20 protein-coding genes and 2 tRNA genes are annotated in these 24,836 nt (G+C 70.9%); 11 read left to right on the forward strand and 11 right to left on the reverse strand.

Annotated features, from left to right (window positions below; all coding sequences use genetic code 11):
• The first annotated feature begins 16 nt into the window (after window positions 1–16).
• The 4 genes from MM440_RS03715 to MM440_RS17565 all read left to right on the forward strand — a co-directional run bounded on the left by MM440_RS03715 (window position 17) and on the right by MM440_RS17565 (window position 3,591).
• Window positions 17–1,009, forward strand: a complete 993-nt coding sequence (locus MM440_RS03715; RefSeq protein ID WP_241441956.1) for a fumarylacetoacetate hydrolase family protein — start codon at window positions 17–19, stop codon at window positions 1,007–1,009.
• A gap of 67 nt (window positions 1,010–1,076) precedes the next feature.
• A complete protein-coding gene (locus MM440_RS03720) occupies window positions 1,077–1,838 on the forward strand; it encodes an alpha/beta fold hydrolase (RefSeq protein WP_241441957.1) in 762 nt (253 codons plus the stop codon).
• An 89-nt stretch (window positions 1,839–1,927) separates the two neighbouring features.
• Complete coding sequence (locus MM440_RS03725) at window positions 1,928–3,232, forward strand: metal-dependent hydrolase family protein (RefSeq protein ID WP_241441959.1); 1,305 nt, start codon at window positions 1,928–1,930, stop codon at window positions 3,230–3,232.
• Entirely contained in the window at window positions 3,229–3,591 is a 363-nt protein-coding gene (locus MM440_RS17565) for a DUF1636 family protein (RefSeq protein ID WP_420914126.1), read from the forward strand. Before MM440_RS03725 ends, MM440_RS17565 begins: the two co-directional genes overlap by 4 nt.
• Before the next feature lie 56 nt (window positions 3,592–3,647).
• Here MM440_RS17565 and MM440_RS03730 read toward each other — a convergent pair.
• Window positions 3,648–3,720: transfer RNA gene (locus MM440_RS03730), tRNA-Glu, on the reverse strand.
• 105 nt (window positions 3,721–3,825) lie between these two features.
• Window positions 3,826–3,900 (reverse strand) — tRNA-Gln (locus tag MM440_RS03735).
• Window positions 3,901–4,112: 212 nt separating this feature from the next.
• Between MM440_RS03735 and MM440_RS03740 the strand changes: the two genes are divergently transcribed.
• A complete protein-coding gene (locus MM440_RS03740; protein ID WP_241441960.1) occupies window positions 4,113–5,435 on the forward strand; it encodes a chymotrypsin family serine protease in 1,323 nt (440 codons plus the stop codon).
• 371 nt (window positions 5,436–5,806) lie between these two features.
• Here MM440_RS03740 and MM440_RS03745 read toward each other — a convergent pair whose 3' ends face one another.
• Complete coding sequence (locus MM440_RS03745; protein ID WP_241441962.1) at window positions 5,807–6,538, reverse strand: HAD family hydrolase; 732 nt, start codon at window positions 6,536–6,538, stop codon at window positions 5,807–5,809.
• 23 nt (window positions 6,539–6,561) lie between these two features.
• Here MM440_RS03745 and MM440_RS03750 point away from each other — a divergent pair, with 23 nt between their 5' ends.
• A complete protein-coding gene (locus MM440_RS03750) occupies window positions 6,562–8,265 on the forward strand; it encodes a glutamine--tRNA ligase/YqeY domain fusion protein (protein ID WP_241441963.1) in 1,704 nt (567 codons plus the stop codon).
• Between the two features lie 4 nt (window positions 8,266–8,269).
• Here MM440_RS03750 and gltX read toward each other — a convergent pair whose 3' ends face one another.
• On the reverse strand, window positions 8,270–9,781 hold the full coding sequence (gene gltX, locus MM440_RS03755) for a glutamate--tRNA ligase (RefSeq protein ID WP_241441964.1): 1,512 nt from the start codon (window positions 9,779–9,781) through the stop codon (window positions 8,270–8,272).
• 117 nt (window positions 9,782–9,898) lie between these two features.
• Between gltX and MM440_RS03760 the strand changes: the two genes are divergently transcribed.
• Window positions 9,899–10,585 (forward strand): hypothetical protein, encoded by a 687-nt coding sequence (locus MM440_RS03760; protein WP_241441965.1) that lies wholly within the window; start codon window positions 9,899–9,901, stop codon window positions 10,583–10,585.
• A gap of 21 nt (window positions 10,586–10,606) precedes the next feature.
• Here the strand turns inward: MM440_RS03760 and MM440_RS03765 are convergent, their stop codons facing one another.
• Entirely contained in the window at window positions 10,607–11,392 is a 786-nt protein-coding gene (locus MM440_RS03765; RefSeq protein WP_241441968.1) for a fumarylacetoacetate hydrolase family protein, read from the reverse strand.
• Window positions 11,393–11,441: 49 nt separating this feature from the next.
• The gene (locus MM440_RS03770) at window positions 11,442–11,966 is read right to left on the reverse strand and encodes a DnaJ family domain-containing protein (RefSeq protein ID WP_241441969.1); all 525 of its coding nucleotides are present in this window, start codon (window positions 11,964–11,966) and stop codon (window positions 11,442–11,444) included.
• A 17-nt stretch (window positions 11,967–11,983) separates the two neighbouring features.
• Here MM440_RS03770 and MM440_RS03775 point away from each other — a divergent pair, with 17 nt between their 5' ends.
• Window positions 11,984–12,889 (forward strand): 3-methyladenine DNA glycosylase, encoded by a 906-nt coding sequence (locus MM440_RS03775; RefSeq protein WP_241441970.1) that lies wholly within the window; start codon window positions 11,984–11,986, stop codon window positions 12,887–12,889.
• Window positions 12,890–12,998: 109 nt separating this feature from the next.
• Here MM440_RS03775 and cimA read toward each other — a convergent pair whose 3' ends face one another.
• Window positions 12,999–14,639 (reverse strand): citramalate synthase, encoded by a 1,641-nt coding sequence (gene cimA / locus MM440_RS03780; RefSeq protein WP_420914127.1) that lies wholly within the window; start codon window positions 14,637–14,639, stop codon window positions 12,999–13,001.
• 119 nt (window positions 14,640–14,758) lie between these two features.
• Here cimA and MM440_RS03785 point away from each other — a divergent pair, with 119 nt between their 5' ends.
• Together MM440_RS03785 and MM440_RS03790 are read left to right on the forward strand one after the other, a co-directional pair.
• The gene (locus MM440_RS03785) at window positions 14,759–15,808 is read left to right on the forward strand and encodes a type IV toxin-antitoxin system AbiEi family antitoxin (protein ID WP_241441973.1); all 1,050 of its coding nucleotides are present in this window, start codon (window positions 14,759–14,761) and stop codon (window positions 15,806–15,808) included.
• A 159-nt stretch (window positions 15,809–15,967) separates the two neighbouring features.
• Window positions 15,968–18,079 carry a phosphocholine-specific phospholipase C gene (locus MM440_RS03790; RefSeq protein ID WP_241441974.1) on the forward strand — a complete coding sequence of 704 codons (2,112 nt, stop codon included), beginning with the start codon at window positions 15,968–15,970 and terminating at the stop codon, window positions 18,077–18,079.
• 70 nt (window positions 18,080–18,149) lie between these two features.
• On the opposite strand, the gene MM440_RS03795 is transcribed toward MM440_RS03790, so the two are convergent.
• From MM440_RS03795 to selA, 4 genes are all read right to left on the reverse strand, one after another.
• Window positions 18,150–19,244, reverse strand: coding sequence for a branched-chain amino acid aminotransferase (locus MM440_RS03795; protein ID WP_241441976.1), 1,095 nt, complete (start codon window positions 19,242–19,244; stop codon window positions 18,150–18,152).
• A gap of 128 nt (window positions 19,245–19,372) precedes the next feature.
• On the reverse strand, window positions 19,373–20,449 hold the full coding sequence (locus MM440_RS03800) for a 3-isopropylmalate dehydrogenase (protein WP_241441977.1): 1,077 nt from the start codon (window positions 20,447–20,449) through the stop codon (window positions 19,373–19,375).
• A 73-nt stretch (window positions 20,450–20,522) separates the two neighbouring features.
• Window positions 20,523–22,304 (reverse strand): selenocysteine-specific translation elongation factor, encoded by a 1,782-nt coding sequence (gene selB / locus MM440_RS03805; protein WP_241441979.1) that lies wholly within the window; start codon window positions 22,302–22,304, stop codon window positions 20,523–20,525.
• Complete coding sequence (selA, locus tag MM440_RS03810; protein ID WP_241441980.1) at window positions 22,292–23,701, reverse strand: L-seryl-tRNA(Sec) selenium transferase; 1,410 nt, start codon at window positions 23,699–23,701, stop codon at window positions 22,292–22,294. Before selA ends, selB begins: the two co-directional genes overlap by 13 nt.
• Window positions 23,702–23,787: 86 nt before the next feature.
• Between selA and MM440_RS03815 the strand changes: the two genes are divergently transcribed.
• A complete protein-coding gene (locus tag MM440_RS03815) occupies window positions 23,788–24,804 on the forward strand; it encodes a serine hydrolase (protein WP_241441982.1) in 1,017 nt (338 codons plus the stop codon).
• The last annotated feature ends 32 nt before the right edge of the window (window positions 24,805–24,836 follow it).

Below are 24,836 nucleotides of genomic sequence, written 5' to 3' on the forward strand. Positions count from 1 at the left end.
TTTATAGGGCGGCGACATGCTGTCGAATCGCAGACATCTCGGGGTGGACAGGCCGGCCGGTAGCTCTATCGTGAACCAATCAGGAACTTGGTCTCCTATTGGTTCAGATTGGTCAAGAATGAAACTCGTCACGTTCACCACCGGGTCCGCCGAGCGGGTCGGCGCCGTCGACACCGAAGCATCCATGGTCCACGACATCACCGAGCAGCTCGAGGCGGCCGGCGCTTCAGGCGTCCTGGGGGCCATTCGTCATTGGGACGACCTCCGCGACGATGTGGAAGCCGCGGTCCGCTCAGGGGCAGGGCACCGCATGGACTCGGTCAGCCTGCTGGCGCCGCTACCGCATCCTGTCCGCAACATCTTCTGCGTCGGTAAGAACTACTCCGACCATGTCAAGGAGTTCGGGCGCAGCGGCTACGACAGCCCCACCCGATCCGAGGAGCTGCCGACGAAGCCGATCATCTTCTCCAAGGCGACGACGTCCGTGACCGGCCCCTATGACGACATCGACGCGCATCACGGCGTCACCGCAGAGCTCGACTACGAGGGAGAGCTCGGGGTCATCATCGGCAAGGGCGGGCGAGGAATCCAGCGAGACGATGCGTTCTCCCACGTGTGGGGATACACGATCATCAACGATGTCACCGCCCGCGACCTTCAGCGCGATCACAAGCAGTGGCTGCTGGGCAAGTCCCTGGACACGCACTGCCCGATGGGCCCCTACGCGGTCAGCGCCGACGAGGTCGCAGACGTGGGAGCCCTCCAGGTGGAGACCCGCGTCAACGGGCAGACCCGGCAGAGCGCACCGGTCAGCGATCTCATCTTCGACATCCCCGAGCTCATCGCCACGATCTCGGCCGGCATCACCCTGCTGCCTGGTGACGTCATCGCCACCGGCACGCCGGCTGGGGTGGGCATCGGCTACGAGCCGCCGAAGTTCTTGACCAGCGGCGACGTGGTGGCGGTCTCGATCTCCGGACTCGGCTCACTACGCAACCGGGTCGCCTGAGCCCGCTCGACATGACGCAGTTGCACAACCCAGCGACTGCGTTCGACCCCCCGACGAAGGAGAAGGCATGCAGATCAACGGACACGAGCTGGCGGTCGAGATCCAGGGAGATGGGCCCGCGGTGCTCATGGTCCACGGGCTCGGCGGCACCTCGAACTTCTATCAGGTGCAAACGGATTCGCTGGCTCAACGCTTCCAGGTCATTCGAGTGGACAGCGCCGGTGCCGGCCGTTCAGCGCTCGCCAGTGATATCAGCATCGAGTCCCACGCCGACGATCTCGCCGCGCTGCTGGACGCCTTGGAGATCCCCAGCGCAGCCGTCGTCGCGCACTCGATGGGGACGCTGGTGGCCCGTACGTTCGCGGCGCGGCATCCAGACAAGGTCACCAAGCTGGTCCTGCTCGGGGCCGTCGGCGAGCCGTCGGAGGCGGGGCGGCGGGCACAGCACGAACGCGCTGCCCTCTTGCGCGCTGAGGGGAGCGCAGCAGTGGCACCAGGCGTAGTGGCAAATGCGTTGTCGGAGAGCACCCGGCGCGACAAGCCCGAGGTCGCCGCATTCGTCCGCGAGCTCGTGATGCGGCAAGACCCGGAGGGCTACGCCCGAAACTGCGAGGCACTGGCCGCGGCCGTCGAGCCCGGGCCCATCTCTTCGGACCTGCCACTTCTGCTCGTCACCGGCAGCGAGGACAAGGTTGGCCCTCCGTCGGTGAGCGAGGGGCTGGCCCAGGCGCACGGATCAGCCAAGGTCAGCGTCATCCCTGGGATCGGCCACTGGACCGCGCTCGAAGCCGCCGGTGAAGTCACCGACCAGCTCGCCGAGTTCCTCTGAACGCGTTCAACACCATCACGACACAGCACGTTCCAGCACCACCCCAAACCTGACAGCCTCAACGAAGAGAAGCCATAGCAATGACACACGTGACAGAACCATCCGAGAAGACCTTGTTTCGCAACGTCTCCATCCTCGACTCGACCGGAGCCGAACCCTACCCGGGTGACGTCCTCGTCGAGAATGACCGAATTGTCGCTGTGGGCGAGGTCGACGAGTCTCGCGCCGAGGGCGCCCGCGTCATCGAGGGCAACGGCCGCACCCTGATGTCGGGACTGTGCGACGCTCACACGCACTTCTCCTGGAACAACTCTGCAGACCTCGACGGCCTGGGCACCATGCCGGTGGAGGAGCACCTTCTCTTCTGCCTGGAGTCCGCACGCACCTACATCGACTCTGGCTACACCATGTGCCTCGGGGCCGCCTCGGCCAAGGACCGCTTGGATGTGGTGTGCCGCGACGCGATCAACTCAGGACGATTCCCCGGCCCCCGATACCTGGCGAACGGCCCAGAGATCGCGGTCACCGGCGGTGCCCTGACCCACTCCATCACCAAGTTCGCCGACGGGCCTGAAGGAATGCGCAAGGCAGTGCGCGAGCTCGTAGCGCTCGGCGTCGATCAGATCAAGCTGTCCATGACTGGCGAAGAGATCACGGGCACCCAGCGGGCCGAGGACACCTACTTCTCTGACGACGAGGTCGCCGCAGCGGTCAGCGAGGCGCACCGGCGGGGCAAGAGAGTCTGCGCCCACGCCCGCAGCGCCGAGAGCGTCAAGATGTGCGTGCGCCACGGAGTCGACGTGATCTACCACGCGAGCTTCACCGATGAAGAGGGCATGGACATGCTCGAGGCCAACAAGGACTGGGTCTGGGTTGCTCCCGGACTGAACTGGCTGGTGGCGACCCTGTACGAAGCCGAGGCGTTCGGGTTCCCTCAGGAAGCCGCAGAGGCCGTCGGCTACAAGAAGGAGCTCGACATCGCGGTCGCCGGGCTTCGCGAGATGCACCGACGCGGCGTCCGGATCCTGCCGGGTGGTGACTACGGGTTCGCCTGGACCCCGCACGGCACCTACGCCCGCGACCTGCAGCACTTCGTCGAGCTGCTCGGGTTCACGCCGATGGAGGCCATCCTGTCCGCGACCGCACTGGGTGGGGAGCTCATGATGCGCGGGGACGAGCTCGGAAAGGTTCAGAGCGGCTACCTAGCCGACCTGATCCTGGTGGACGGCGACCCACTCGCCGACATCACGGTGCTGCAGGACCAGGACAAGCTCCACTACATCATGAAGGATGGGCGCTTCCACAAGGAGCAAGGGGACGCTCCCGCACCGCCGCCGGACCAGGACGAGCTGGTCACCAGCGGGACACAGCACGTCGTGGAGCGCCGCCCATGACGTTGCTCGTGTGCAGCACCTGCCCCCGCTACGACCGCCACCGCAGCGGCCACTTCGGGCGAGCCTTGCGACGGGCCATCGCGGAGGATCCTCGCGACGTCCCGGTCAGGTCGGTGGCCTGCCTCGGCGGATGCCCGGACCACGGGGTCGTCGCTCTCGACGGACCGGGCATGGCCAGGGTCAGATTCACCCGCCTCGAGCCGGTGGATGCTCGGGCTGTCATCACTGCGGCCCAGGCCCATGCGGCCAGTCCCACGGGAGACCCACAGGCTTGGCCCGTGCCCCCGGAGATCGCAGACCGGCTGAGCTCCGTCACCACCAAACGGGCCCCGCAGCCCGCGCGGAGCCACCAGGCGTAAACCGACCGCGCACAACGAGAAGACCCCCTGCTCGAGAAGCAGGGGGTCTTTGGGTGTAGCCCCGACCGGATTCGAACCGGCGCTACCGCCTTGAGAGGGCGGCGTGCTAGGCCACTACACAACGGGGCCAAACGTGCTGACCAGGGCGTTTGCGCCTGGGCAACGAGGAGAAACTCTACCAGAACGGGAGGGCCATCTCCGAATCATCGCGAGCCGCGCGAGCGACCGTGACGATGGCTGGGGTACCAGGACTCGAACCTAGAATGACGGTACCAGAAACCGTAGTGTTGCCAATTACACCATACCCCAACGGGACTCACCCGAGCGCCCGTGACCGGACGAGCAGGCGAACCGATGGACAACTCTACCGGCTCCCCTGCCCCCGCCTCAAATCCGCGCCCGCCGACCCTGGCGACCACCCCAGCACCCGGTGAGGTCGCCCACCAACCCGGCGCGGGGACTATTTCTCCCGGACCGGTCCGGGCTACCGTTTGAGGACGGCACATCTCGGGGGGAATCGCATGACACGCACATATCGGTCCGTAGCTCTCGCTGCTCTCGTCCTGGTCGTCGCGGGCACCAGCGGAGTCGTCACCGGCACAGGCCCCGCAGCCTCGGCGGAGGCGAGCGGCCGGCCGGTCGCTGCCGCCGGCTCCGTGGGCGCAACCGTCGACGTGGTCTCGACCTACGGGCGGGTGGACCCGCTCATGCAGGCGACGCCGAGCCAGTGGGGTGGGGCGTTCGTCGACGACTCCGGTCGGCTCGTCGTCCGCTACGTGGGGCAGTCACGGTCCGCAGCCGCCGCCGCTCTCGCCCGCGTCGGCGTGCCCCAGACCGCGGTAGACCTGAGGGCCGGCACCGTGTCCCTCACCACCTTGCAGCGCCAGCAGACGCGGCTGAGCGGCCTCGCGCGCACGAGCGGCCAGCTGACCAGCGTCGGCCCGGACTACGCCGCCGGTCGGCTGCGCGTCGAGGGCGCCGGCTCGGCCTCGCGGCTGACGAGCGACGTGACCCGCCTGCTAGGTGGCGACGGACCCGCGCCCGTGGTCACGGCTCGACCGGCCACTCCCCTGCCGGCGGCCAAGACCAGCTCGCGCTACTACGACACCGGCTCCCTGCACGGCGGCGGCCTGATCAACCTCACCGGCAACGCCGGGGGCTACCAGTACACCAGTCACTGCTCCACCGGCTTCTCCTGGATCGGCCGCGACGGCGCCGCCTACGGCCTCACCGCCGGCCACTGCTTCCTCGAGCCGGGCGCCCCCGCCATGGGCACCGTCAGCGTCCGCACCTCCGGCAGCACCACGAGGGTCGTCGGGACGGTCGCTGCCACCACCGTCACCAAGGGCACCAATGTCAAGGGGCGACGCGGCGACCTGGCGGTGTTCAAGCTCAACCGCAGACCCGGCCAGCCGGTCAGCGCGCTCACGTCGGGGCGGATCTACACGGGGCTCGGCAACAGCACGACGACGCGTGCGGTCCGCGGCAGCGTCCTTCTCCCCCAGGGCTATTCGTCGGCCGCGATCCGCACCTCAGGCTCCTCGGGCTACCAGGTGTCGCGCCGACTCGGCGAGATCAGCCCGACCCGCATCACCGCCGTCGACCGCACGATCACCTGGCCGGACGGCCAACAGTTCACCGGCATCACCATCGCCGCCGACCGCACCGAGCACACCTCGGCCGGTGACTCCGGCGGCGCGGTCTACCTCAAGAACGCCAACGGCACCGCGGCCGCCGTCGGCATCATGTCCGGCTACGCCTACGACCCGCTCAGCAAGTCCTACTGGAACTACTACACGCCGCTGAAGTACGTCCCCGTCGCCGGCCGGCTCAAGAACGGCTGACCAACCTGGTCGTGGACGGCGTGGTGGCGCGGGGCCGAGCGGGTGCTGTGGCTGGTGGGGCTGGTGGTACTGGAGGGGTCTACGGGGTGGCGTCGTGGGTGTGAGCACGCGCAGGAACCCGTGTGGTGCGCACTAAGCCGTGGTTTGCCGGGGTCCGGACCCTGCGCGTGTCACGGTTTCGGCGGCGGGTCACGGGTTCGTGCGCATCTGCCGAGCTGTTCCGCCCGGCCACTGCGCCGGAGCGAGCGCCGTTTGCACTGGGCCAGCTGTCCAGCGATGGGCGAGCTGCTCAGCGCTGGGTGCAGATGGCCATCGCAGAACAGCTCGGGCAGCGACGAACAAGTAACCCAGTAGATCCGGGCGCGCGGCGATCACCGCACGGCGAACGTGATCTCGTCCAGCGTCGAGACCCGGGTGACCTCGGGCGGGACGGGCGCAGACGTCTCGCCGCGACGGTCGAGCCAGACGCCGGTCAGCCCGGCCTGCGCGGCCGCCACCGCGTCCACGTCCAGCGCGTCCCCCACGTAGACCGTGCGCTCGGGCACCGCGCCGAGCAGCCGGCACGCCTCGTGAAAGGCGCGCGGGTCGGGCTTGCCGAAGCCGAGAGTGTCCGTGGTGGCGACAGTGCTGAAGGCGTCGGCGAGCCCACCCGCCTGGAGCTTCAGGGTCGTGAACGTCTCCGACGAGTTGGTGAGGGCGCCGACGAGCACCCCTGCGGCAGCGGCGCGCCCGAGCAGTGGTCGGACGTCGTCGAAGACGATCGTCGCTCCGGTGAAGGCCGGCGCCCACGCCGTCTCGAAGTCCTGCCAGTCGGCGTGCGACCAGGCCAGGCCAGCGTCGTCGACCACGGCGCGCAGCCGGCCCTCGCGCTGCTGCTCGAAGGTGAGGTCGCCCCGCGTGTAGGCGACGAAGTAGCCCTCGGGGTCCACGTGGTAGCGCACCCCGAGCTCGCGGGCCTGCGCCTCCGTCAGCTCGGGCCACACCTCGCGCAGGCACCGAGCGGCCGCCGCGCGCAACGAGGTCCGGGTGTCGATGAGCGTGTCGTCGATGTCGAGGAGAAGGGCCGCACCGGGTGCTGCGACTAGGCCAGGCGTCCGGGTCACCCGTGCATGCTAACTTCGGGGTCATGGTCGAGTCGCACGTCCCCACGCCCACCGCCGGTGACTTCGTCAGGGACCTGGTGCAGCGCGACCAGGAGCAGGGCACATTCGGCGAGCGGGTGCAGACCCGGTTCCCCCCGGAGCCCAACGGCTACCTCCACATCGGCCACGCCAAGGCCATCACGGTCGACTTCGGCACCGCCGAGGCGTTCGACGGCCTCTGCAACCTGCGGCTGGACGACACCAACCCCGACACCGAGGAGGCCGAGTTCGTCGACTCGATCCTCGAGGACATCGAGTGGCTGGGCTTCACGCCGCCGCGCCCCGTCCGGCACGCCTCGGACTACTTCGAGCAGCTCTACGCCTGGGCCGAGCACCTGATCACCGAGGGGTTCGCCTACGTCGACGAGCAGGACGCCGAGACGATCTCGGCGCAGCGCGGCGGCTACGGCAAGCCGGGCGTCGAGAGCCCCTATCGGGACCGCCCGGTCAAGGAGAGCCTCGACGTGTTCCGCCGGATGCGCGCGGGCGAGTTCCCTGACGGGGCAAAGGTGTTGCGCGCCAAGATCGACATGCAGCACGAGAACATGCAGCTGCGCGACCCGGTGATGTATCGCATCCGTCGCGGTCACCACTACCGCACCGGCGACGCGTGGTGCATCTACCCGACCTACGACTGGGCGCACGGCCAGAGCGACGCCATCGAGGGCGTGACGCACTCGCTGTGCACGCTGGAGTTCCAGAGCAACCGACCGCTCTACGACTGGTATCTGGAGCACCTGCCGCTGCCCGGCGACCAACCGCGCCAGATCGAGTTCGCCCGCCTGGAGCTGACCCACACCATCACGTCCAAGCGCAAGCTCAAGCAGCTGATCGCCGAGGGCGTCGTCGACGGGTGGGACGACCCGCGCATGCCCACGCTGCGGGGGCTGCGGCGAAGGGGCTACCCCGCCAAGGCGATTCGCGAGTTCCTCACGTCAATCGGTGTCGCCAAGACCAACTCGCGCCACAGCATCGAGCTGCTCGAGTCGTTCATCCGACGCGACCTCAACCTCACGGCGCAGCGGCGGATGGCGGTACTGCGGCCGCTCAAGGTCGTCATCACCAACTGGCCGACCGACGAGACCGGCCAGCCGGTGGTCGAGCACTTCGAGGTGGCCAACAACCCCGAGAACGCCGACGACGGCACCCGCCAGGTCGCGTTCAGCGGTGAGCTGTGGATCGAGCAGGAGGACTTCGCGGAGGTCCCGCCGCCCAAGTACTTCCGCCTCTCCCCCGGTCGCGAGGTCCGGCTGCGCGGCGCCTACTTCGTCACCGCCACCGACGTCGTCAAGGACGCCGACGGCACCGTCACCGAGGTGCACGTGACCTACGACCCGGAGACCAAGGGCGGCACCGCCCCCGACGGGCGCAAGGTGAAGTCGACGATGCACTGGGTGTCTGCGCCGCACGCCGAGGACGCGACCGTGGCGCTCTACGAGCGGCTGTTCACCGCCGAGAACCCCGGCGAGGCGACCGGCGACCCGCTGGACGACCTCGACCGGAACTCACGCGAGGTCCTCACCGGGGCCAAGGTCGAGCGTGCGCTCGCCGACACCGCGCCCGGCGAGGTCGTGCAGTTCGAGCGGCTCGGCTACTTCGCGCACGACCCGCGCGAGCCGATGCTCTTCCACCGGACGGTGGGGCTGCGCGACGAGTGGGCGGCGATCCAGAAGCGCACCGCGCGCTGACCCGCTACAGGGTCGCGCGCAGCCGCCGCAGTCGGGCGAGCGTGGAGTCGCGACCGAGGATCTCCATCGACTCGAACAGCGGCGGAGACACCTTGCTGCCGGTGAGCGCGACGCGCACCGGGCCGAAGGCGACGCGCGCCTTGAGGCCGAGCCCGTCGACGAGCGCCTCGCGCAGCGCGGCCTGGATCGGGTCGGTGGTGAAGTCCGCGAGCCCGGCCAGCGCCTCGATGGCGGCGTCCAGGATCGCGGGGGCGTCGGCGGGCAGCGAGGCGCGGGCGTCGTCGGCGATCTCGAGGGAGTCGTCGGCGGCGAACAGGAAGGCGAGCTTCGGGCCGGCCTCGCTGAGCAGCTGGAGCCGCTCCTGGATGAGCGGCGTTGCGGCAGTGACGAGCTCGACCTGCTCGGGCGTTGGCTGACCCGGCAGCTCGCCCTGCTCGACCAGGTGCGCGACGATGCGGCGCGCGAGGTCGTCGGGTGCGAGCGCGCGGATGTAGTGACCGTTGAGCCAGCCGAGCTTGTCCATGTCGAAGATGGGCCCGACGGTGCTGACCTTGGCCCAGTCGAAGTGCTCGACGAACTCCTCGAAGGTCGCGACCTCGGTGTCCTCGTGGACGGGCGGGTAGCCGATCAGCTGCAGGAAGTTGCGCAGCGCCTCCGGCAGATAGCCCTGCTCGCGGAACCACAGCAGCCGGGCCGCAGGGTTCTTGCGCTTGGAGATCTTGGACTTGTCGGTGTTGCGCAGCAGCGGCATGTGCGCGAACTGCGGGACCGGCCACCCCAACCAGCGGTAGAGCAGGATGTGCTTCGGCGTCGAGGAGATCCACTCCTCGCCGCGCACCACCGTGGTGATGCCCATGAGGTGGTCGTCGACGACGACGGCCAGGTGGTAGGTCGGGAACCCGTCGGCCTTGAGGATGACCTGGTCGTCCGGACGGGGTGCGTTGACCTGCCCGCGGATGATGTCGTCGAAGGTCAGCTCGACATCGTCGGGCACGAGCATGCGCACCACCGGCTGCTCGCTGAAACCGGGCAGCGCGGCGCGCTCCTCGCGCGTCTTGCCCAGGCACAGTCGGTCGTAGCCCGTGCCGGACTTGGTCCGCTGCTGCTCCTCGCGCATCGCGGCGAGCCGCTCGGTCGAGCACCAGCAGTAGTAGGCGTGCCCGTCGGCGATCAGCTGGTCGACGAACGGCCGGTAGGTGTCGAGACGCTCGCTCTGCCGGTAGGGCCCGAACGGACCGCCGCCGTCGGGCAGGTCGGGGCCCTCGTCGTAGTCCAGCCCGAGCCAACGCAGGGTGTCGAAGATCTGCTGCTCGCTGCCCGGCACGTAGCGCACCCGGTCGGTGTCCTCGATCCGCAGCACGAACTTCCCCCCGGTCTTGCGCGCCCAGGCCAGGTCGAACAGCGCCATGTAGGCGGTGCCGACGTGCGGGTCACCGGTGGGTGACGGGGCGACGCGGGTGCGGGCGGGGGTCGTCGGGTCGACGTCGGCGGTCTGAGGGGGCAGGGCTGCAGTCATGGTGCTCCCAGCCTAGCGAAGCCCGGCCTCACCACCCTTTCTCCGCCCGTCCCCGGCCCTTCCTCTGCCCTTCCTCTGCCCTTCCCTCTGGCGAAGCGCCGGTGCGAAGATGCCAGCATGCACCAGGCCAGGGAGGGGAACGGGTCAACGCGTCGCGGCGCGGGGTTCGCCGGCGCAGCGCGTCGCGGCGCGGGGTTCACCGGCGCAGCGGCGCTCGGCATGCTGCTGGCGACGACGCTCGCGGGGTGCGGTGGGGCGACGACCGCACCGACAGCGCCGTCCACGTCCGCGCCGTCCTCCCTCGCGTCGGCGGTCGCGACTCCGTCGGCTGCGGTGACTCAGCCGTTGACGGCCGGTCGGCTGCCGCCGGGCGCCCCGGCGAGCTACGCGCAGGCCGTGACGCACGTCGACCGGGCCCGACCCGACCCCACGCAACCGGCGGCCTTCCGGACACCGAGCGGCAACATCGCGTGCGTGCTCGGCGTGCCCGGCGACGACCAGGCCATGGTGTGCGAGATCACCGAGGGTGCGGTGGCGTCACCGACGTGCGGCGACGCCACCTCGAACCCGGACGGCCGTCGCGAGGTTGGCCGGCTCGTGCTCAAGGACGGCGTCGTCGACCAGGTGTGCAACAGCGACACCGTGCGGACCGGACCGGAGCCGGTGCTGGCCTACGGCCGGTCGACCAGCGTGCCGCAGGCCCCGGTGCAGTGCGTCAGCGAGAGCACCGGCGTGACCTGCATCGACCGGCAGCGTCGTGCCGGTTTCACGCTCGCCCGTGGGGGCTACCTCATCTGGCGGTAGACCGTCCCGCGGCGGGCAGGGTCAGCGGCGCACGAACGGGTTGGAAAGGGTGCCGATGCCCTCGACCTCGACCTCGACGCGCTGGCCGGGCTGCACCGGCCCGACGCCCGCCGGGGTGCCGGTCAGGATCACGTCGCCGGGCAGCAGCGTGAACGCGCGGCTGGCGTAGGCGATGAGGTCCGCGATCGGGAAGATCAGGTCGCGGGTGGTGCCGTCCTGGACGACCGTGCCATCCAGGCGGGTGACGACGCGCAGGTCGCTCGGGTCGAGCTCGGTCTCGATCCACGGGCCGATCGGCTTGGACGTGTCGAAGCCCTTGGCGCGCGCCCACTGCCCGTCCGAGCTCTGCAGGTCGCGGGCGGTGACGTCGTCCGCGACGGTGTAGCCGAACACGGTCGCGAGCGCGTGCTCAGGGTCTACGGACTTCACGACCTTGCCGATCACGACGGCGAGCTCGCCCTCGTAGTGGATGTTGCTGGACTCCTCGAGCATGACGACCGGGTCGCCGGGGCCGACGACCGCGGTGTTGGGGACGAGGAACATCAGCGGCTGGGTGGGCACGTCGTTGCCCATCTCCTTGGCGTGGTCGGCGTAGTTGCGGCCGATCCCGATCACCTTGCTGCGCGGGATGACCGGCGCGAGCAGGCGCACGTCCTCGAGCGGGTGGGTCTTGCCCGTCCGCGTCACGGGGGCGTAGAGCGGGTCGCCGTGGATCTCGTGCACGACCATCGACTCGGGCTGGTCGGCATCGCCCTCGACGATGCCGAAGGCCGGGTCCTCTCCCAGGGTGAATCTCGCGATACGCATGGGTCCGACTCTACCGAGGGTCCCGCTCGGCCGTCGCCCGGCGCCGATGTCAGCCCCGGCGCTGCCACCAGCGTCTGGGTCGGGCAGCGAGGGCAGCAGCACGCGCCTCGGCCTCAGCCGCCGCCTGCGCCTCACGCTCGGCGCGACGTCGCTCTGCGGCCTCGCGCCACAGCGCCACCATCTCCTCGACGTCCAACGTCTTGGCGATGGGCGGCATCTCGCGGCCCGTCGCGGGCCGGAGCCGGTCCAGCTTGACCCGTCGGTTGAAGTCCTCGACCACCCGGCGCACGGCCTGCTCGCTGGGGAGCCCGACCACCTCGCCCGGCAGGTCGGCGGCCTCGCGGCGCAGCGCCATCGTCGGGGACATCGCGCCGGACATGTCGAGCTGCTCGCGCTCGATCAATCCGTTGATCCACCAGTCCTCGCGGTAGGGCTGATCGATCGACGGCAGCGGCTTGCCGGACCCCTTGAGGTTGTCGAACTCGCCACGCTCCATCGCCTCGCGGATGCGCTTCTCGGCGAGGGTCTCGACGTAGGGCGGCCGGTAGGACGGCCGCTTGGCGGGCTCAGCCATGCCGTCCAGTATCTACGATGGACGCCGTGACGGCCGAGGACCGAGCAGCGGTGGTGCTCGAGCGCGAGCAGTGGTTGCCGCGTGCCGAGGCGCACCAGCGACGGGCCGAGGCGGCGACCCGCGAGCACCGCGCCCGCCGTGCGCGGGGGCAGAAGCACCCGCTGGAGGACTTCCTCTTCGAGTACTACGGGTTCCACCCCGGGCACCTCGCCCGCTGGCACCCGGGCCCGCACGTCGTGCTCCGCGACGCCCCCGAGCACGCCGGCTGGCGCCACTACACCACCGCCGGCGTAGACACCTCGCTGGACCTCCCGGGCTACCTGGCGGCCCGCGGTCGCACCGTCGAGTTCGTGCGAGACCTGTTGGTGCGCACCGACTCTCGTGACGCGCAGTTCGGCTGCTTCGGCCTGCACGAGTGGGCCATGGTCTACCGCTCCACACCAGACAACGTGCGCCACCAGGGGCTGCCGCTGCGTCTCGGGCACGCGGGCACCGACGCGGTGGTCGAGGCGCACGAGATCCGCTGCTCGCACTATGACGCGTTCCGGTTCTTCACCCCCGACGCGAGACCGCGCAACCTGCTCGCGCCGGACCGCGACGGCCAGCGCGACAACGAGCAGCCCGGGTGCCTGCACGCCGGCGCGATGGACCTCTACCGCTGGTCCTTCAAGCTCGCCCCAGGCATCCCCAGCGACCTGCTGATGGACTGCTTCGATCTCGCCCGCGAAGCCCGCATCCTCGACATGCGCAGCTCGCCCTACGAAGTCAGCTCCCTCGGCCACACCAACCTCGCCATCGAGACCCCCGCCGGCAAGGCCGAGCACGTGCGCCGGCAACGCGCCATCGCCGACCGCGCCGGCCCCCTACGGCGACGACTCATCGCCGCCTGCGAGGCCCTGATCACCGGATCCGGTGCGGCGTAGGACACTCTTAGGTATCGGAACATCTTGGGGACTGCACATGTCCTTTTGATCGCGAGCACACACATTCGGCGCGCGAGGAGACACAACCGGACGAAGCACCGAACGGCTGTCAGCGGACGGGCACGCCCTTGCGCCACAGGCCGTAGGTGAGCGCCTCGAGCAGTGCGATCCAGGACGCCTCGACGATGTTGGGCGCCACGCCCACGGTGGTCCACGAGGTGGAGTCGCCGGCCATCTCGAGCAGCACGTGCGTGGTGGCGTCGGTGCCGTGCGAGGAGTCGAGGATCCGCACCTTGTAGTCGATCAGCTCGAACCCGTCGATCTCCGGGTAGATCTCGGCGAGCGCCGAGCGCAGCCCCTCGTCGAGCGCGTTGACCGGCCCGTTGCCCTCGCCGGTGGCGACGATCCGTCGCCCGCCGGCACTCACCTTCACGGTGGCCTCGGAGATCGCCTCGCCCTGGTCCCCGCGGGCCTCCGCGATGACCCGCCAGGACTCGACCTCGCAGTAGCGGATCGGCTCGCCGGTCATCTCCCGCTGCATGAGCAGCTCGAACGAGGCGTCCGCCGCGTCGAACGTGTAGCCCCGCAGCTCCAGCTCCTTGACGCGCGTGACGATCTGCTGCTGCAGCTCGGGGCGACCGGCGAGGTCTACGCCCATCTCGCGAGCCTTGAGCTCGATCGAGGCGCGACCGGCCATGTTGGACACCAGGGTTCGCATCGCGTTGCCGACATGACCCGGGTCGGTGTGCTGGTAGAGGTCGGGGTCGACCTTGAGCGCCGACGCGTGCAGACCGGCCTTGTGCGCGAACGCCGACGCCCCGACGTAGGGCATCCGACCGATGGGCGGCACGTTGGTGATCTCGCCGATCGCGTGCGCAATGCGGGTGGCTTCCTGCAGGTGCTCGGGCTCGACGACCTGCTGGCCCATCTTGAGCTGCAGGTTGCTCATGACGGTCAGCAGGTTCGCGTTGCCGGTGCGCTCGCCGTAGCCGTTGACGGTGCCCTGCACCTGCACGACACCCGCCCCGACGGCTGCGAGCGAGTTCGCCACCGCACACCCGGTGTCGTTGTGGCAGTGGATGCCGAGCTGGGCGCCCGTCTCGGCGATGACCTCCTGCACCACCTCGGTGATGCTGGCGGGCAGCATGCCGCCGTTGGTGTCGCACAGCGCCACCACCTCGGCGCCCGCCTCCATCGAGCGGCGGACGACCTCGAGGGCGTAGGCCCGGTCCAGCTCGAACCCGTCGAAGAAGTGCTCGGCGTCGAGGAACACCCGCCGACCCTCACCGGTGAGGAAGCGGATGGTGTCCTCGATCATCGCGAGGTTCTCGTCCTTGGTCGTGCGCAGCGCCCGCGCCACGTGACCGGTGTGCGACTTCGCGACCAGGGTGATCGCCTTCGCCTGGGAGTCCAGCAGCGCGCGGACCTGCGCGTCCTCGGACGCCTTCGCGTGGGCGCGCCGGGTCGATCCGAAGGCCGTGAAGACGGCGTTCTTGAGGTCTAGCTCCTGCTCCGCGCGGTCGAAGAACTCGGTGTCGCGCGGGTTCGCCCCCGGCCAGCCGCCCTCGATGAAGCCCACCCCGAGCTCGTCGAGGTGACGCGCGATCGCGAGCTTGTCGTGGACCGTGAGGTTGAGCCCCTCCTGCTGGGCGCCGTCGCGCAGGGTCGTGTCGTAGACCTGCAGCGCAGGTCCCGTCGAGCTCGACATCGTCGTCATCGTCTTCCTCCAAGGCACCAGGGGCGCGCCCATCCTCCCGCGCCGTCTCGACCCGTGGCGCGTGCGTCCAGGCTTCAGACGCGCCGGGTCTGCGGACCGCACCTGCGCCCGATGGTGTTCATTCTTCCTTGATGTTCAACTAAAGTGAACGCGTGGCTCCACTGAACGCGCCCGTGATGGACGGCACCCTGGCTACCCGGATCAGCGATCAGCTGCAGGCGCTGGGTGTCCGGACGACGTCACCGACCGAGGGGAACCCGTCCACCCTGACGGCTACCGCGACCGGCGCACAGCCACCCGCCCAGCTCGTCGTCGAGCTGCGGAGCCAGAACAGCCCCGTGCTCCCCGCGCAGGTCGCTCGTTGGAGAGCAGACGCAGTCGATCGCCAGATCATGGTGGCGCAGTGGCACATCACCCCCGCCCGCGGAGCCCAGTACCGTGCGATGGGCCTGCCGTACATCGACGCCGCGGGCAACTGCTCGCTGGAGGCGCCTGGAGTCCACCTACTGGTGGAGGGTCGACAGCCCGTGCACCGCGCGGCAGGGGAGGCACGGCCGTCGCGCGCCTTCGGACGATCCGGGTTGAAGGTGCTCTTCGTCCTGCTGACCCAGCGGCCCCTGCTCGCAGCGCCGTTGCGGCAGATCTCCCACCAGGCTCAGGTCTCGCTCGGGACCGCACAAGCGGTGTTGTCTGACCTCGTCGAGGAGGGCCACGTCCGGGATCGTCCCGACGGCCGGCAGCTCACGGACCCCTCGCGCCTCAGCGAGCAGTGGGTCGCGGCCTACCACCAGCGCCTGGCCCCCACGCTGGCGTCGGAGACCTGGTACGGCGCCGGGCCGGACCGCTGGTTGGCCCTGCTCAAGGAGCACGACCCCGAAGCTGCACTGAGCGGAGAGGCTGCTCTGGCGGCGTTCTCCACGCACGGCGTCCCGGACCTCGACATCCGCCCCGTCAGCACGTTGCTCTACGGCGACCCGCCCTGGCACCAGCTGAAGGTCCTCGGCCAGCTTCGGCGCCACGGATCGGGGTCGCCCGTCACTCTGCGCGAGCGCTTCTGGCGGACCGATACAGCTGATGATCACCGCCTGACGGTGCCGGACCTCCTCGTGTACGCCGACCTCGCGGCGTCACCCGACGACCGGTGGCAGCGGGCGGCCGGTGCCTTGTGGGAGGCCAGCGATGATCTACGACATCTGCGCTGATCGCAACGTGACTGGTAGGTGACGACGTCTGCCGCAGTGAGCGCTTCGCCCGGTCGTGAAGCCGACACGTGCAGGACACGCGCCGCTCACGTGGTTGTCGCCCGGATGGCCGAACGCGGGCGCTGCCCCATCCCCTCAGCGCTGCGAGGTGTCTACGCCATGCCCACCCCTCCCCACCAGCCCGACCGCAACTGGTCGACCATCGACCGTCGCCGCTTCCTGCAGGTCGCCGGTGCCACCACCGCGATGACCCTGCTGTCCGAGAGCATCGCCCACGCCGCCTCGATCCCAGCCAACCGGCGCACGGGCTCGATCAAGGACGTGGAGCACGTCATCGTGCTCATGCAGGAGAACCGCGGGTTCGACCACTACCTCGCGTCGATGCGTGGCGTGCGCGGCTTCGGGGACCCGCACCCCGCGATCCTGCCGTCGGGCAAGACCGTGTGGCACCAGTCCGACGGCACGCGCGACATCCTGCCGTTCCGTCCCGACGTGGACGCGCTCGGTCTGGCCTTCCTCGAGGGCCTGCCGCACTCGTGGAAGGACGGGCAGGCGGCGGTCAACCGGGGGCGCTACGACCAGTGGGTGCCCAACAAGGGCACCACGACGATGGCCTACCTGGAGCGCAAGGACGCGGCGTTCCACTACCAGCTGGCCGACGCCTTCACGGTGTGCGACGCCTATCACTGCTCGTTCATCGGCAACACCGACCCGAACCGCTACTACCTGTGGTCGGGGTGGACCGGCAACGACGGCAAGGGTGGCGGCCCGGTGCTCTACAACGACGAGCTGGGCTACGACTGGACCACCTACCCCGAGCGCCTGGAGCAGGCCGGGGTGTCGTGGAAGGTCTACCAGGACGAGGGCAACGGGCTGGACGCCGCCGGCTCCTGGGGCTGGACCGAGGACGCCTACATCGGTAACTACGGCGACAACTCGCTGCTCTACTTCAACCGCTACCGCAACGCGGGGCCCGGGGACGCGCTCTACGAGAAGGCTCGGCGCGGCACCAGCGCCCGCACCGGCGACGACTACTTCCGGATCCTGCGCGAGGACGTGCAGGCGGACCGGCTGCCCTCCGTCTCCTACATCGCCGCGCCGGAGGCGTTCTCCGAGCACGGGAACTGGCCGACCGCCTACGGCGCGTGGTACATCGCCAAGGTCCTCGACAGCCTCACCAGCAACCCCGAGGTGTGGAGCAAGACGGCCCTGTTCATCACCTATGACGAGAACGACGGCCTCTTCGACCACCTCGTGCCCCCGCTGCCCGCCTGTCCGGTCATCGCCGGTGAGTCGACCGTCTCGACCGAGCACGAGTTCTACCCGGGCAAGCCGGGTGACGCGGGCTACGCACCCGGGCCGTTCGGCGCGGCCCCGCGGGTCCCCATGTTCGTCGTGTCCCCGTGGAGCACCGGCGGCTGGGTCTGCTCGGAAGCCTTCGACCACACCTCGATCATCCGCTACATGGAGCGCCGCTTCGGGGTGCGCGAGCCGCAGATCACGCCGTGGCGTCGAGCCGTCTTCGGCGACCTGACCAGCGCGTTCGACTTCAACAAGGTCCCCGCGAAGGCGCCTCGGATGATGACGGTCGACGCCTTCGCACCGAAGGACCGGCTGCGCCACCCGAGCTACAAGCCGGTCCCGCCCGCGGCGGGCACGATGCCGCACCAGGAGCCCGGGACGCGCCCGGCCCGTCCGATCGGCTACGACCTGCGCGTCGACGAGCAGTCGACCAAGGATGCCCTGACGGTGACCATCCGCAACGCCGGCGACCTCGGGGCCACGCTCCAGGCGCGCCTGCTGAGCCCCGCCGGCGACCCGCACTCCTACACGGTCGAGGCCGGCCGCTCGCTGACCGCCAGCCTGCCCGTGACCGGTGCGTACGCCGTGGACCTGCACGGTCCGAACGGCTTCTTCCGGGGCTTCGCCGGCGACCGGTCCTCCGACGCGGTAGAGATCTCGCTCGAGCCGCGGGGTCGCTCCGGTCAGCTGCACCTGACCGTCACCCGCGCCGGTAGGGAGGTCGACGTCGAGGTCGTCAGCGCCTACGGCGGAGCGCTGCGCGACGAGCACGGCAGGGTCGCGGGCCGGTGCCACGACCGCGGTCGTGGCAAGGCGCGGACCCGCTCGCTGGTGCAGGTGGACACGCGGGGCACCGGTGGGTGGTACGACCTCACCGTCACCGTGCCCGGCACGTCCTTCCGACGGGTGCTCGCCGGCCACCTGGAGAACGGCCGGCCGAGCATCAGCGACCCGCAGCTGGGGCGCTGACGCAGGCCGCGGTCGGGTCTACGGTCTGGTCTGGGACGGGTCTGGTCTGGGGCGGGGCTGAGGCTCCGTCCTAGACCAGGCGCGTCATCCAGCCGTGCTTGTCCTCGCCGCGGCCGTACTGGACGTCGAGCAGCTGGTTGCGGATCGCCACGGCGACCTTGTCGTCGGTGGCCGACGTGCGGTGGTTGACCGACCCGCCGTCCCAGCGCAGCTCACCGACGGGCGTCACGACCGCCGCTGTGCCACAAGCGAACACCTCGACGATGTCGCCGGACGCGGCTCCGTCCTTCCACTCCTGGATCGGGATGCGGCGCTCCTCGGGGGTGAGCCCGAGCTCGGTCGCGATGCCGAGGATCGAGTCGCGGGTGATGCCCTCGAGGATGGTGCCGGTGATCTCGGGGGTGACGATGCGGCCGTCCTGGTAGACCAGGAAGAGGTTCATGCCGCCGAGCTCTTCGATGTAGGTGTGCGTCGAGGAGTCGAGGAACACCGCCTGGTCGCAGCCGTGCTCGTTGCCCTCGAGCTGCCCGGCGAGCGAGGAGGCATAGTTGCCACCGCACTTCGCGGCACCCGTGCCGCCGTCACCGGCGCGCGCGTAGTCCGTGGAGATCCACAGGTTGACCGGCTTGAGCCCGCCGGAGAAGTAGGCGCCTGCCGGTGACGCGATCACCGAGTAGGTGACCTCGTTGGCCGGGCGGACCCCGAGGAAGGCCTCGGAGGCAAACATGAACGGCCGCAGGTAGAGCGAGGTCTCACCCGTCCCGGCCGCCGGCACCCACGCCTCGTCCGCGGAGACGAGCGCCTTGAGCGAGCCGATGAAGTCCTCGGTGGACAGCTCGGGCAGCGCGAGCCGACGGCAGGAGCGCTGCATGCGCGCGGCGTTGGCCTCGGGGCGGAAGCACCAGACCGAGCCGTCGGCGTGCCGGTAGGCCTTCAGCCCCTCGAACACCTCCTGCGCGTAGTGCAGGACCGCCGCGGCGGGCGACAGCTGCAGCGGCCCGAAGGGGACGACGCCACCGTCGTGCCAGCCCTCGCCTGCCGTCCACGTCGCCGTGACCATGTGGTCCGTGAACGTCTTGCCGAAACCGGGGTTCGCGAGGATCGCCTCGCGCGCCTCGTCGGTGGCCGGAGCGGGGTTCTGGGTCAGCGGGAACGAGAGAGTCATGGCTACTCCTAGAGGGAGCTCATCGGACGGTGCGTGCTGGGGTGGCCTGGTCTGGCGCGTGGGCGGCGTTCTGGGACGACCTGCCTTGGAAGGCTACTCGTTGACGTCGCGTCCACCGCAGGACGGCCTCAGAGGCGAGCGGCGACCGCGTCGCCGATCTGGTCGGTGGTGCGGGGCACGGACGGGTCGCGCTCGGCGAGGTCGTCGTGCACGGCCTGGTCCACCCGGGCCGCCAGCTCGGGCAGACCCACGTGCTCGAGCATCAGCGCCACCGACAGGATCGCGGCGGTGGGGTCGGCCTTGCCCTGGCCCTCGATGTCCGGCGCGGACCCGTGGACCGGCTCGAACATCGACGGCGCCGTGCGCATCGGGTTGATGTTGCCGCTCGCGGCGAGGCCGATGCCCCCGGAGATCGCGGCGGCGAGGTCAGTGATGATGTCGCCGAACAGGTTGTCCGTGACGATCACGTCGAAGCGACCCGGGTCGGTCGTCATGAAGATCGTGGCGGCGTCGATGTGCAGGTAGTCGACGGTCACCTCGGGGAACTCGGGGGCGACGGCCTCGACCGTGCGCCGCCACAGGTGACCGGCGTGGACCAGCACGTTGTGCTTGTGCACCAGGGTGAGCTTCTTGCGCGGCCGGGCGGAGGCGCGCTCGAACGCGTCCCGGACCACCCGGTCTACGCCGTATGCCGTGTTGACGCTGACCTCGGTCGCGATCTCGTGCGGGGTGCCGACGCGCAGCGCCCCGCCGTTGCCGACGTAGGGTCCCTCGGTGCCCTCGCGCACGACGACGAAGTCGATGCCGTCCGGGGCGACGCGCTCGATGTCGAGCGGGCTGACCGCACCGGGGAAGAGCACGCTCGGGCGCAGGTTGACGCAGTGGTCCAGGGCGAAGCGCAGCGGCAGCAGCACGCCGCGCTCGAGCACGCCGCTCGGGACGGTGGGGTGGCCGATGGCCCCGAGCAGGATCGCGTCGTGGCCGCGCAGCTCCTCGACGACGGAGTCGGGGAGGGTCTCACCGCTCTTGTGCCAGCGCTTCGCGCCGAGGTCGTAGTCCGTGGTCGTCACCGAGACGCCGACCTGGTCGGTCACCGCACGCAGGACCTTCAGGCCTTGGGCGACCACCTCCGGGCCGATGCCGTCGCCGCCGATCACGGCGAGGTTCAACGAGGTCGGGGCGGGCGTCTTCTGCGTCGGTGCCATGGCCGAGATGCTAGGGCGGGTCTTGCGCCTCGGACACCGGGTCTCAGCATGCGAGTCGCGATGAGTGACGTGCTCAGCAGCCCGGCCGGACGACCTCGCGGTGCTGGGGGTCGACCCGCCGGGTCCAGCCGCGGCCGTCGAGGTGCTCGAGCAGCGGCAGGGCCACGCGACGGGTCGTGCCGAGGGCCTGGCGCGCCTGGCTCGCCGTGAACGGCTGGGGCAGCCCGGCGAGCACACGCATCGCGCGGGCCGGCCCGCTCGGGAGCAGCACCACGTCGTCGACGAGCCGCAGCACCCGGCCGCTGGTCTCGGCGGCGGCGAGCTCGCGCGGCCCAAGACCCCACCCGGCGAGGTCCGGCCGCTCCGGGGCGTCGAACGGATCCGCCCCGAGCCGCGCCTCCAGAGCCCGTAGACCCTGCTCGGCGGCCCCCAGCGACGGCACCACGCCGGGGCGTTGGACGGCACCGTCGACGACGATCAGCCCGGCGGCCGCCGCGAGCAGGCCGACCAGGCGCAGGTCGGGCACGCCGAGGTGGCGACGAGCCGCGTCGAGCGGCAGGGCCGGCCGCATCGGCTGGCGTGCGGCCTGCTCGTCCACGGCCGCGGCGAGGGCGACCGCCCATGCGCCCCAGGCGGACTCGTCGATGAGCCAGCTGTCGTGGCGCAACACCTCGGGGTGGTCACGCTGCAGATCGGCCGGCGGCAGCCCGAGGAGCGCGAGGTCGGCGACGGACACGGCGCCGCGGCGGCGCACCTCGGTGACCAGGTCCAGCTGACCGGTCGCCTGCGTCAGCTCGGACGCTCGCCGGGCTCCGGCACCGCGGCGAGCCAGGGCGGGCGGGTCGGCATCGAGCACCAGCCCGCCGGCGAGGACCTCACCACGGCCGGGGTCGCGCAGGATGAGCCGGTCACCCGGCTCGAGCGCGAGCGGCGGGTCACACGTCAGCCGCGCGAATCCCGTTGACAGCGAACGCACCTGGACCTGCTGGCTGTGCGTGCCCACGTGCAGCATGAGCAGGCGAGGGAGGGGGTCCTCGACCTGGGCGGTGAGCCGCACGTCGACGGATCGGGTGAGCCGCCAGCGCCGTGCGGACAGCAGCGCGGACCCGCGCGAGAGGTCGTCGACGAAGACCCCCCGCAGGTTGACGGCGACCCGGGCCGGGGCCGCCACGAACTCCTCCTCGACACCGAGCGACTGGATCCCCTTGACCCGCAACAGCCTTCGGTCGACCTCGAGCTCGTCACCGACCTGCAGGGTGCCCGAGGCCAGCGTGCCCGTCACCACCGTGCCGGCACCCCGCACGGAGAAGACGCGGTCGATCCACAGCCGGACGCGACCCTCGGTCGTCGGGCGTGGCACCGACCGGATCAGCCCCTCGAGAGCCTCCCGCAGCTCGTCCATCCCCTCGCCCGTGAGTGCCGAGACGCACACAGCGTCAAGGGACTTCAGCGAGGTGTCGGCCAGGCGGGACCGCACGTCGGCGAGGGTCGGAGCAGGGTCGGCGAGGTCGCTGCGGGTGACGACCACGAGCCCGTGCTCGATGCCCAGCGCGTTGGCCGCAGCCACGTGCTCCTGCGTCTGCGCGCGCCAGCCCTCGTCCGCCGCGACGACCAGCAGCACAGCAGGCACCGGACCGACGCCGGCCAGCATGTTGCCGATGAAGCGCTGGTGGCCGGGCACGTCGACGAACGCCAGCTGTTCCCCCGAGGGCAGCCGGGTCCAGGCGTAGCCGAGGTCGATCGTCATGCCGCGGCGGCGCTCCTCGGCCCAGCGGTCCGGCTCCATGCCGGTGAGCGCGCGGACCAGCAGCGACTTGCCGTGGTCGACGTGCCCGGCGGTGGCTACGACGAGCACGACGTGCCTCCCTCGGTGGTCAGCCTGCGGCCCGCCTGCCGCACGGCGTCGGCGACCTGGTCGAGGGTCGCGTCGGGCAGGCAGCGCACGTCGACCACGGTGCGCCCGCCCTCGACCCGAGCGACGACCGGGATGTCGCCGCGGCGCAGCGCGACGGCCAGGTCCTCGTCGTAGGCGACGCCCCAGCCCGGCAGCGGCACCCCCGGTGCCGCTCCCCCACCGACGCGTCCCTCGCTGCGGACGACCTCACCGCCGGCCAGCGCGGCGAGCCGGTCCGCCCGCTGCCGCAGCACGGCGGACGAGACGTGCAGGGCCTCGCTCACCGGGGTGGAGCCGCCCGGTAGGAGGTGCTGGCGCAGGGTCGCCTGCATCGCGGCCAGGGTGAGCTTGTCGACGCGCAGGGCGCGGTAGAGCGGGTGGCGCCGGAGCCGCTCCACCAGCTCCGCCGACCCGAGCACCAGCCCCGCCTGCGGTCCGCCGAGGAGCTTGTCGCCGCTGCACGTCACCAGGTCGGCGCCGGCCTCGAGGGTGGACGCCACGTCGGGCTCGTCGGGCAGCAACGGGTCCGCGCGCAGCAGACCGCTGCCGATGTCTACGATGACCGGGACGGGCAGCGTCGCGAGCTCGGCGACCGAGGCGGCTGCGGTGAAGCCTTCGATGCGGAAGTTGCTGGGGTGGACCTTGAGCACTGCACGCGTGTCGGCGCCCACGGCCTCGGTGTAGTCCGTGAGCCGGGTGCGGTTCGTGGTGCCGACCTCGCGGATCCGGGCACCGGTGCTACGGATCAGCTCCGGCAGGCGGAAGCCGTCGCCGATCTCGACCATCTCGCCCCGACTCACGACCACCTCCCCCGCGTCCGGGCCCACACCGGCCAGCGCGGTCGTGGCGAGGACGAGGGCGGCGGCGCCGTTGTTGACCAGCAGCGCGGCCTCGGCCCCCGTCGCGGACCGCAGGTCGGCGAGCACCTCGGCACCGCGTTGCGCCCGGGCCCCCGTGACGAGGTCGAACTCCACGTCGGTGCTGCCCGCCGCGTCCACCATCGCCGTGACCGCCGAGGCGCCGAGCGGGGCACGACCGAGGTTGGTGTGCAGGACGACGCCGGTGGCGTTGAGGACGGGCCGCAGGCTGCTGGCTCCCCCGGGCAGCGCGTGCAGGACCTGCGCCACCACTCGGTCGAGGAGCACCTCGGCGCCGGCCCGGTCGGCGCCGGCGTCCAGGTCGGCGGTGTCCAGGTCGGCGGTGTCCAAGGGTGCGGCGCCGCTGCGCAGGTCGGCGAGGACCTCGCGGGCGGCCGCCACCACCGCCGCCCGACCGAGCCGCGCCACGGCCGCGGCCAGACGGGCGTCCCCGGCCACGTCGTCGGTGCGCGGCAGGCCACGGCGGGGGTCGGAGCTCATGCATCCGACCCTAACCGAGGCTCAACCGACGAGATGGCGGGTGTCGCTCGTCGCCTGCCCGGCCCGGCTGACCGAGGATGTGGGCCATGAGCTCCCCCGCCAGCCCCTACGCCATTGGATCGGCGCTGGTCGTCGCCGCGACGGTGGCCCTCTCCGGCGCGGTCGCGTGGGGCTATCACGGGGGCGTCCTCGCGCCTGGTGGCAGAGCGGCGTCGGGCTCGACGGCTGCCGGCGCAGCGGTCGCCGCTCCGACGGCAGGCGCGACCGCAGGCGCGAGCTCGCCCGGCGCCCTCCCGACCGCCTCCCCCGGCACCCGGCCGGCCGGCTCGACGGCGTCGCCGGCCTCGTCGACCCCACGCGTCGTCACCCTGCCGGCGGTCAAGCGCGAGAACTTCGCGGCGGCCGTCGACGCGGCGCTCGCAAGCTCCGGCGCGGTGGCGTCGGTCACGGCGCTCGACCTGACCTCGGGTCGGCAGGTGAACTATGGCAGCAGCGAGGCGACGATGCCCACCGCCTCGATCGTCAAGGCGGACATCCTGGCGGCGGTCATGCTGGAGGCCCAGGACGACGGCCGGCCGTTGTCTCGCGCGGAGAAGGCGCTGGCCGAGCCGATGATCACTCAGAGCGACAACGAGGCGGCCCAGACCCTCTGGGAGCAGGCCGGCCGGGCGTCCGGGATCGCCGAGGCCAACGAGGAGCTCGGCCTGAGCGAGACGAAACCGCCCGTCGGCACCGCGTGGGGCGTGGTCCAGAGCCGGGCCAAGGACCAGGTGGCCCTGCTCAGCGCGCTCACCGTCCCCGGGGGCGTGATCTCGGCCGAGAACCAGGCCTACGCCGCCGAGCTGATGGGCGGGGTGGCCGACGACCAGAGCTGGGGCGTGAGCGCCGCCGACGCCGACGGTGAGTGCCTGATCAAGAACGGCTGGCTGCCGTGGGCGGAGGAGTCCGACCGCTGGATCATCAACTCGATCGGCCGGATCAAGGCGCCCAACGGCCACGAGGTCCTGATCGCCGTGATGACGCACAACAACGCCTCGCAAGGTGACGGCATCGCCCGGGTCGAGGAGCTCGCGAAGATCGCCACCGCCGCCGTCACGGCCTGACCGCGGACCGGGCCGAACTCCCAGGTTCCCCA

This window comes from Arsenicicoccus piscis, from assembly GCF_022568835.1.
GTDB classification, from domain to species: Bacteria; Actinomycetota; Actinomycetes; order Actinomycetales; family Dermatophilaceae; genus Arsenicicoccus; species Arsenicicoccus piscis.

Bases quoted from the DNA above. Each gene is read 5' to 3' on its own strand.
- MM440_RS03715 (WP_241441956.1), top strand. From the start codon at position 17: ATGCTGTCGAATCGCAGACATCTCGGGGTGGACAGGCCGGCCGGTAGC.
- MM440_RS03720 (WP_241441957.1), top strand. From the start codon at position 1,077: ATGCAGATCAACGGACACGAGCTGGCGGTCGAGATCCAGGGAGATGGG.
- MM440_RS17565 (WP_420914126.1), top strand. From the start codon at position 3,229: ATGACGTTGCTCGTGTGCAGCACCTGCCCCCGCTACGACCGCCACCGC.
- MM440_RS03740 (WP_241441960.1), top strand. From the start codon at position 4,113: ATGACACGCACATATCGGTCCGTAGCTCTCGCTGCTCTCGTCCTGGTC.
- MM440_RS03750 (WP_241441963.1), top strand. From the start codon at position 6,562: ATGGTCGAGTCGCACGTCCCCACGCCCACCGCCGGTGACTTCGTCAGG.
- gltX (WP_241441964.1), bottom strand. From the start codon at position 9,781: ATGACTGCAGCCCTGCCCCCTCAGACCGCCGACGTCGACCCGACGACC.
- MM440_RS03760 (WP_241441965.1), top strand. From the start codon at position 9,899: ATGCACCAGGCCAGGGAGGGGAACGGGTCAACGCGTCGCGGCGCGGGG.
- MM440_RS03765 (WP_241441968.1), bottom strand. From the start codon at position 11,392: ATGCGTATCGCGAGATTCACCCTGGGAGAGGACCCGGCCTTCGGCATC.
- MM440_RS03770 (WP_241441969.1), bottom strand. From the start codon at position 11,966: ATGGCTGAGCCCGCCAAGCGGCCGTCCTACCGGCCGCCCTACGTCGAG.
- MM440_RS03775 (WP_241441970.1), top strand. From the start codon at position 11,984: ATGGACGCCGTGACGGCCGAGGACCGAGCAGCGGTGGTGCTCGAGCGC.
- cimA (WP_420914127.1), bottom strand. From the start codon at position 14,639: ATGGGCGCGCCCCTGGTGCCTTGGAGGAAGACGATGACGACGATGTCG.
- MM440_RS03790 (WP_241441974.1), top strand. From the start codon at position 15,968: ATGCCCACCCCTCCCCACCAGCCCGACCGCAACTGGTCGACCATCGAC.
- MM440_RS03795 (WP_241441976.1), bottom strand. From the start codon at position 19,244: ATGACTCTCTCGTTCCCGCTGACCCAGAACCCCGCTCCGGCCACCGAC.
- MM440_RS03800 (WP_241441977.1), bottom strand. From the start codon at position 20,449: ATGGCACCGACGCAGAAGACGCCCGCCCCGACCTCGTTGAACCTCGCC.
- selA (WP_241441980.1), bottom strand. From the start codon at position 23,701: ATGAGCTCCGACCCCCGCCGTGGCCTGCCGCGCACCGACGACGTGGCC.
- MM440_RS03815 (WP_241441982.1), top strand. From the start codon at position 23,788: ATGAGCTCCCCCGCCAGCCCCTACGCCATTGGATCGGCGCTGGTCGTC.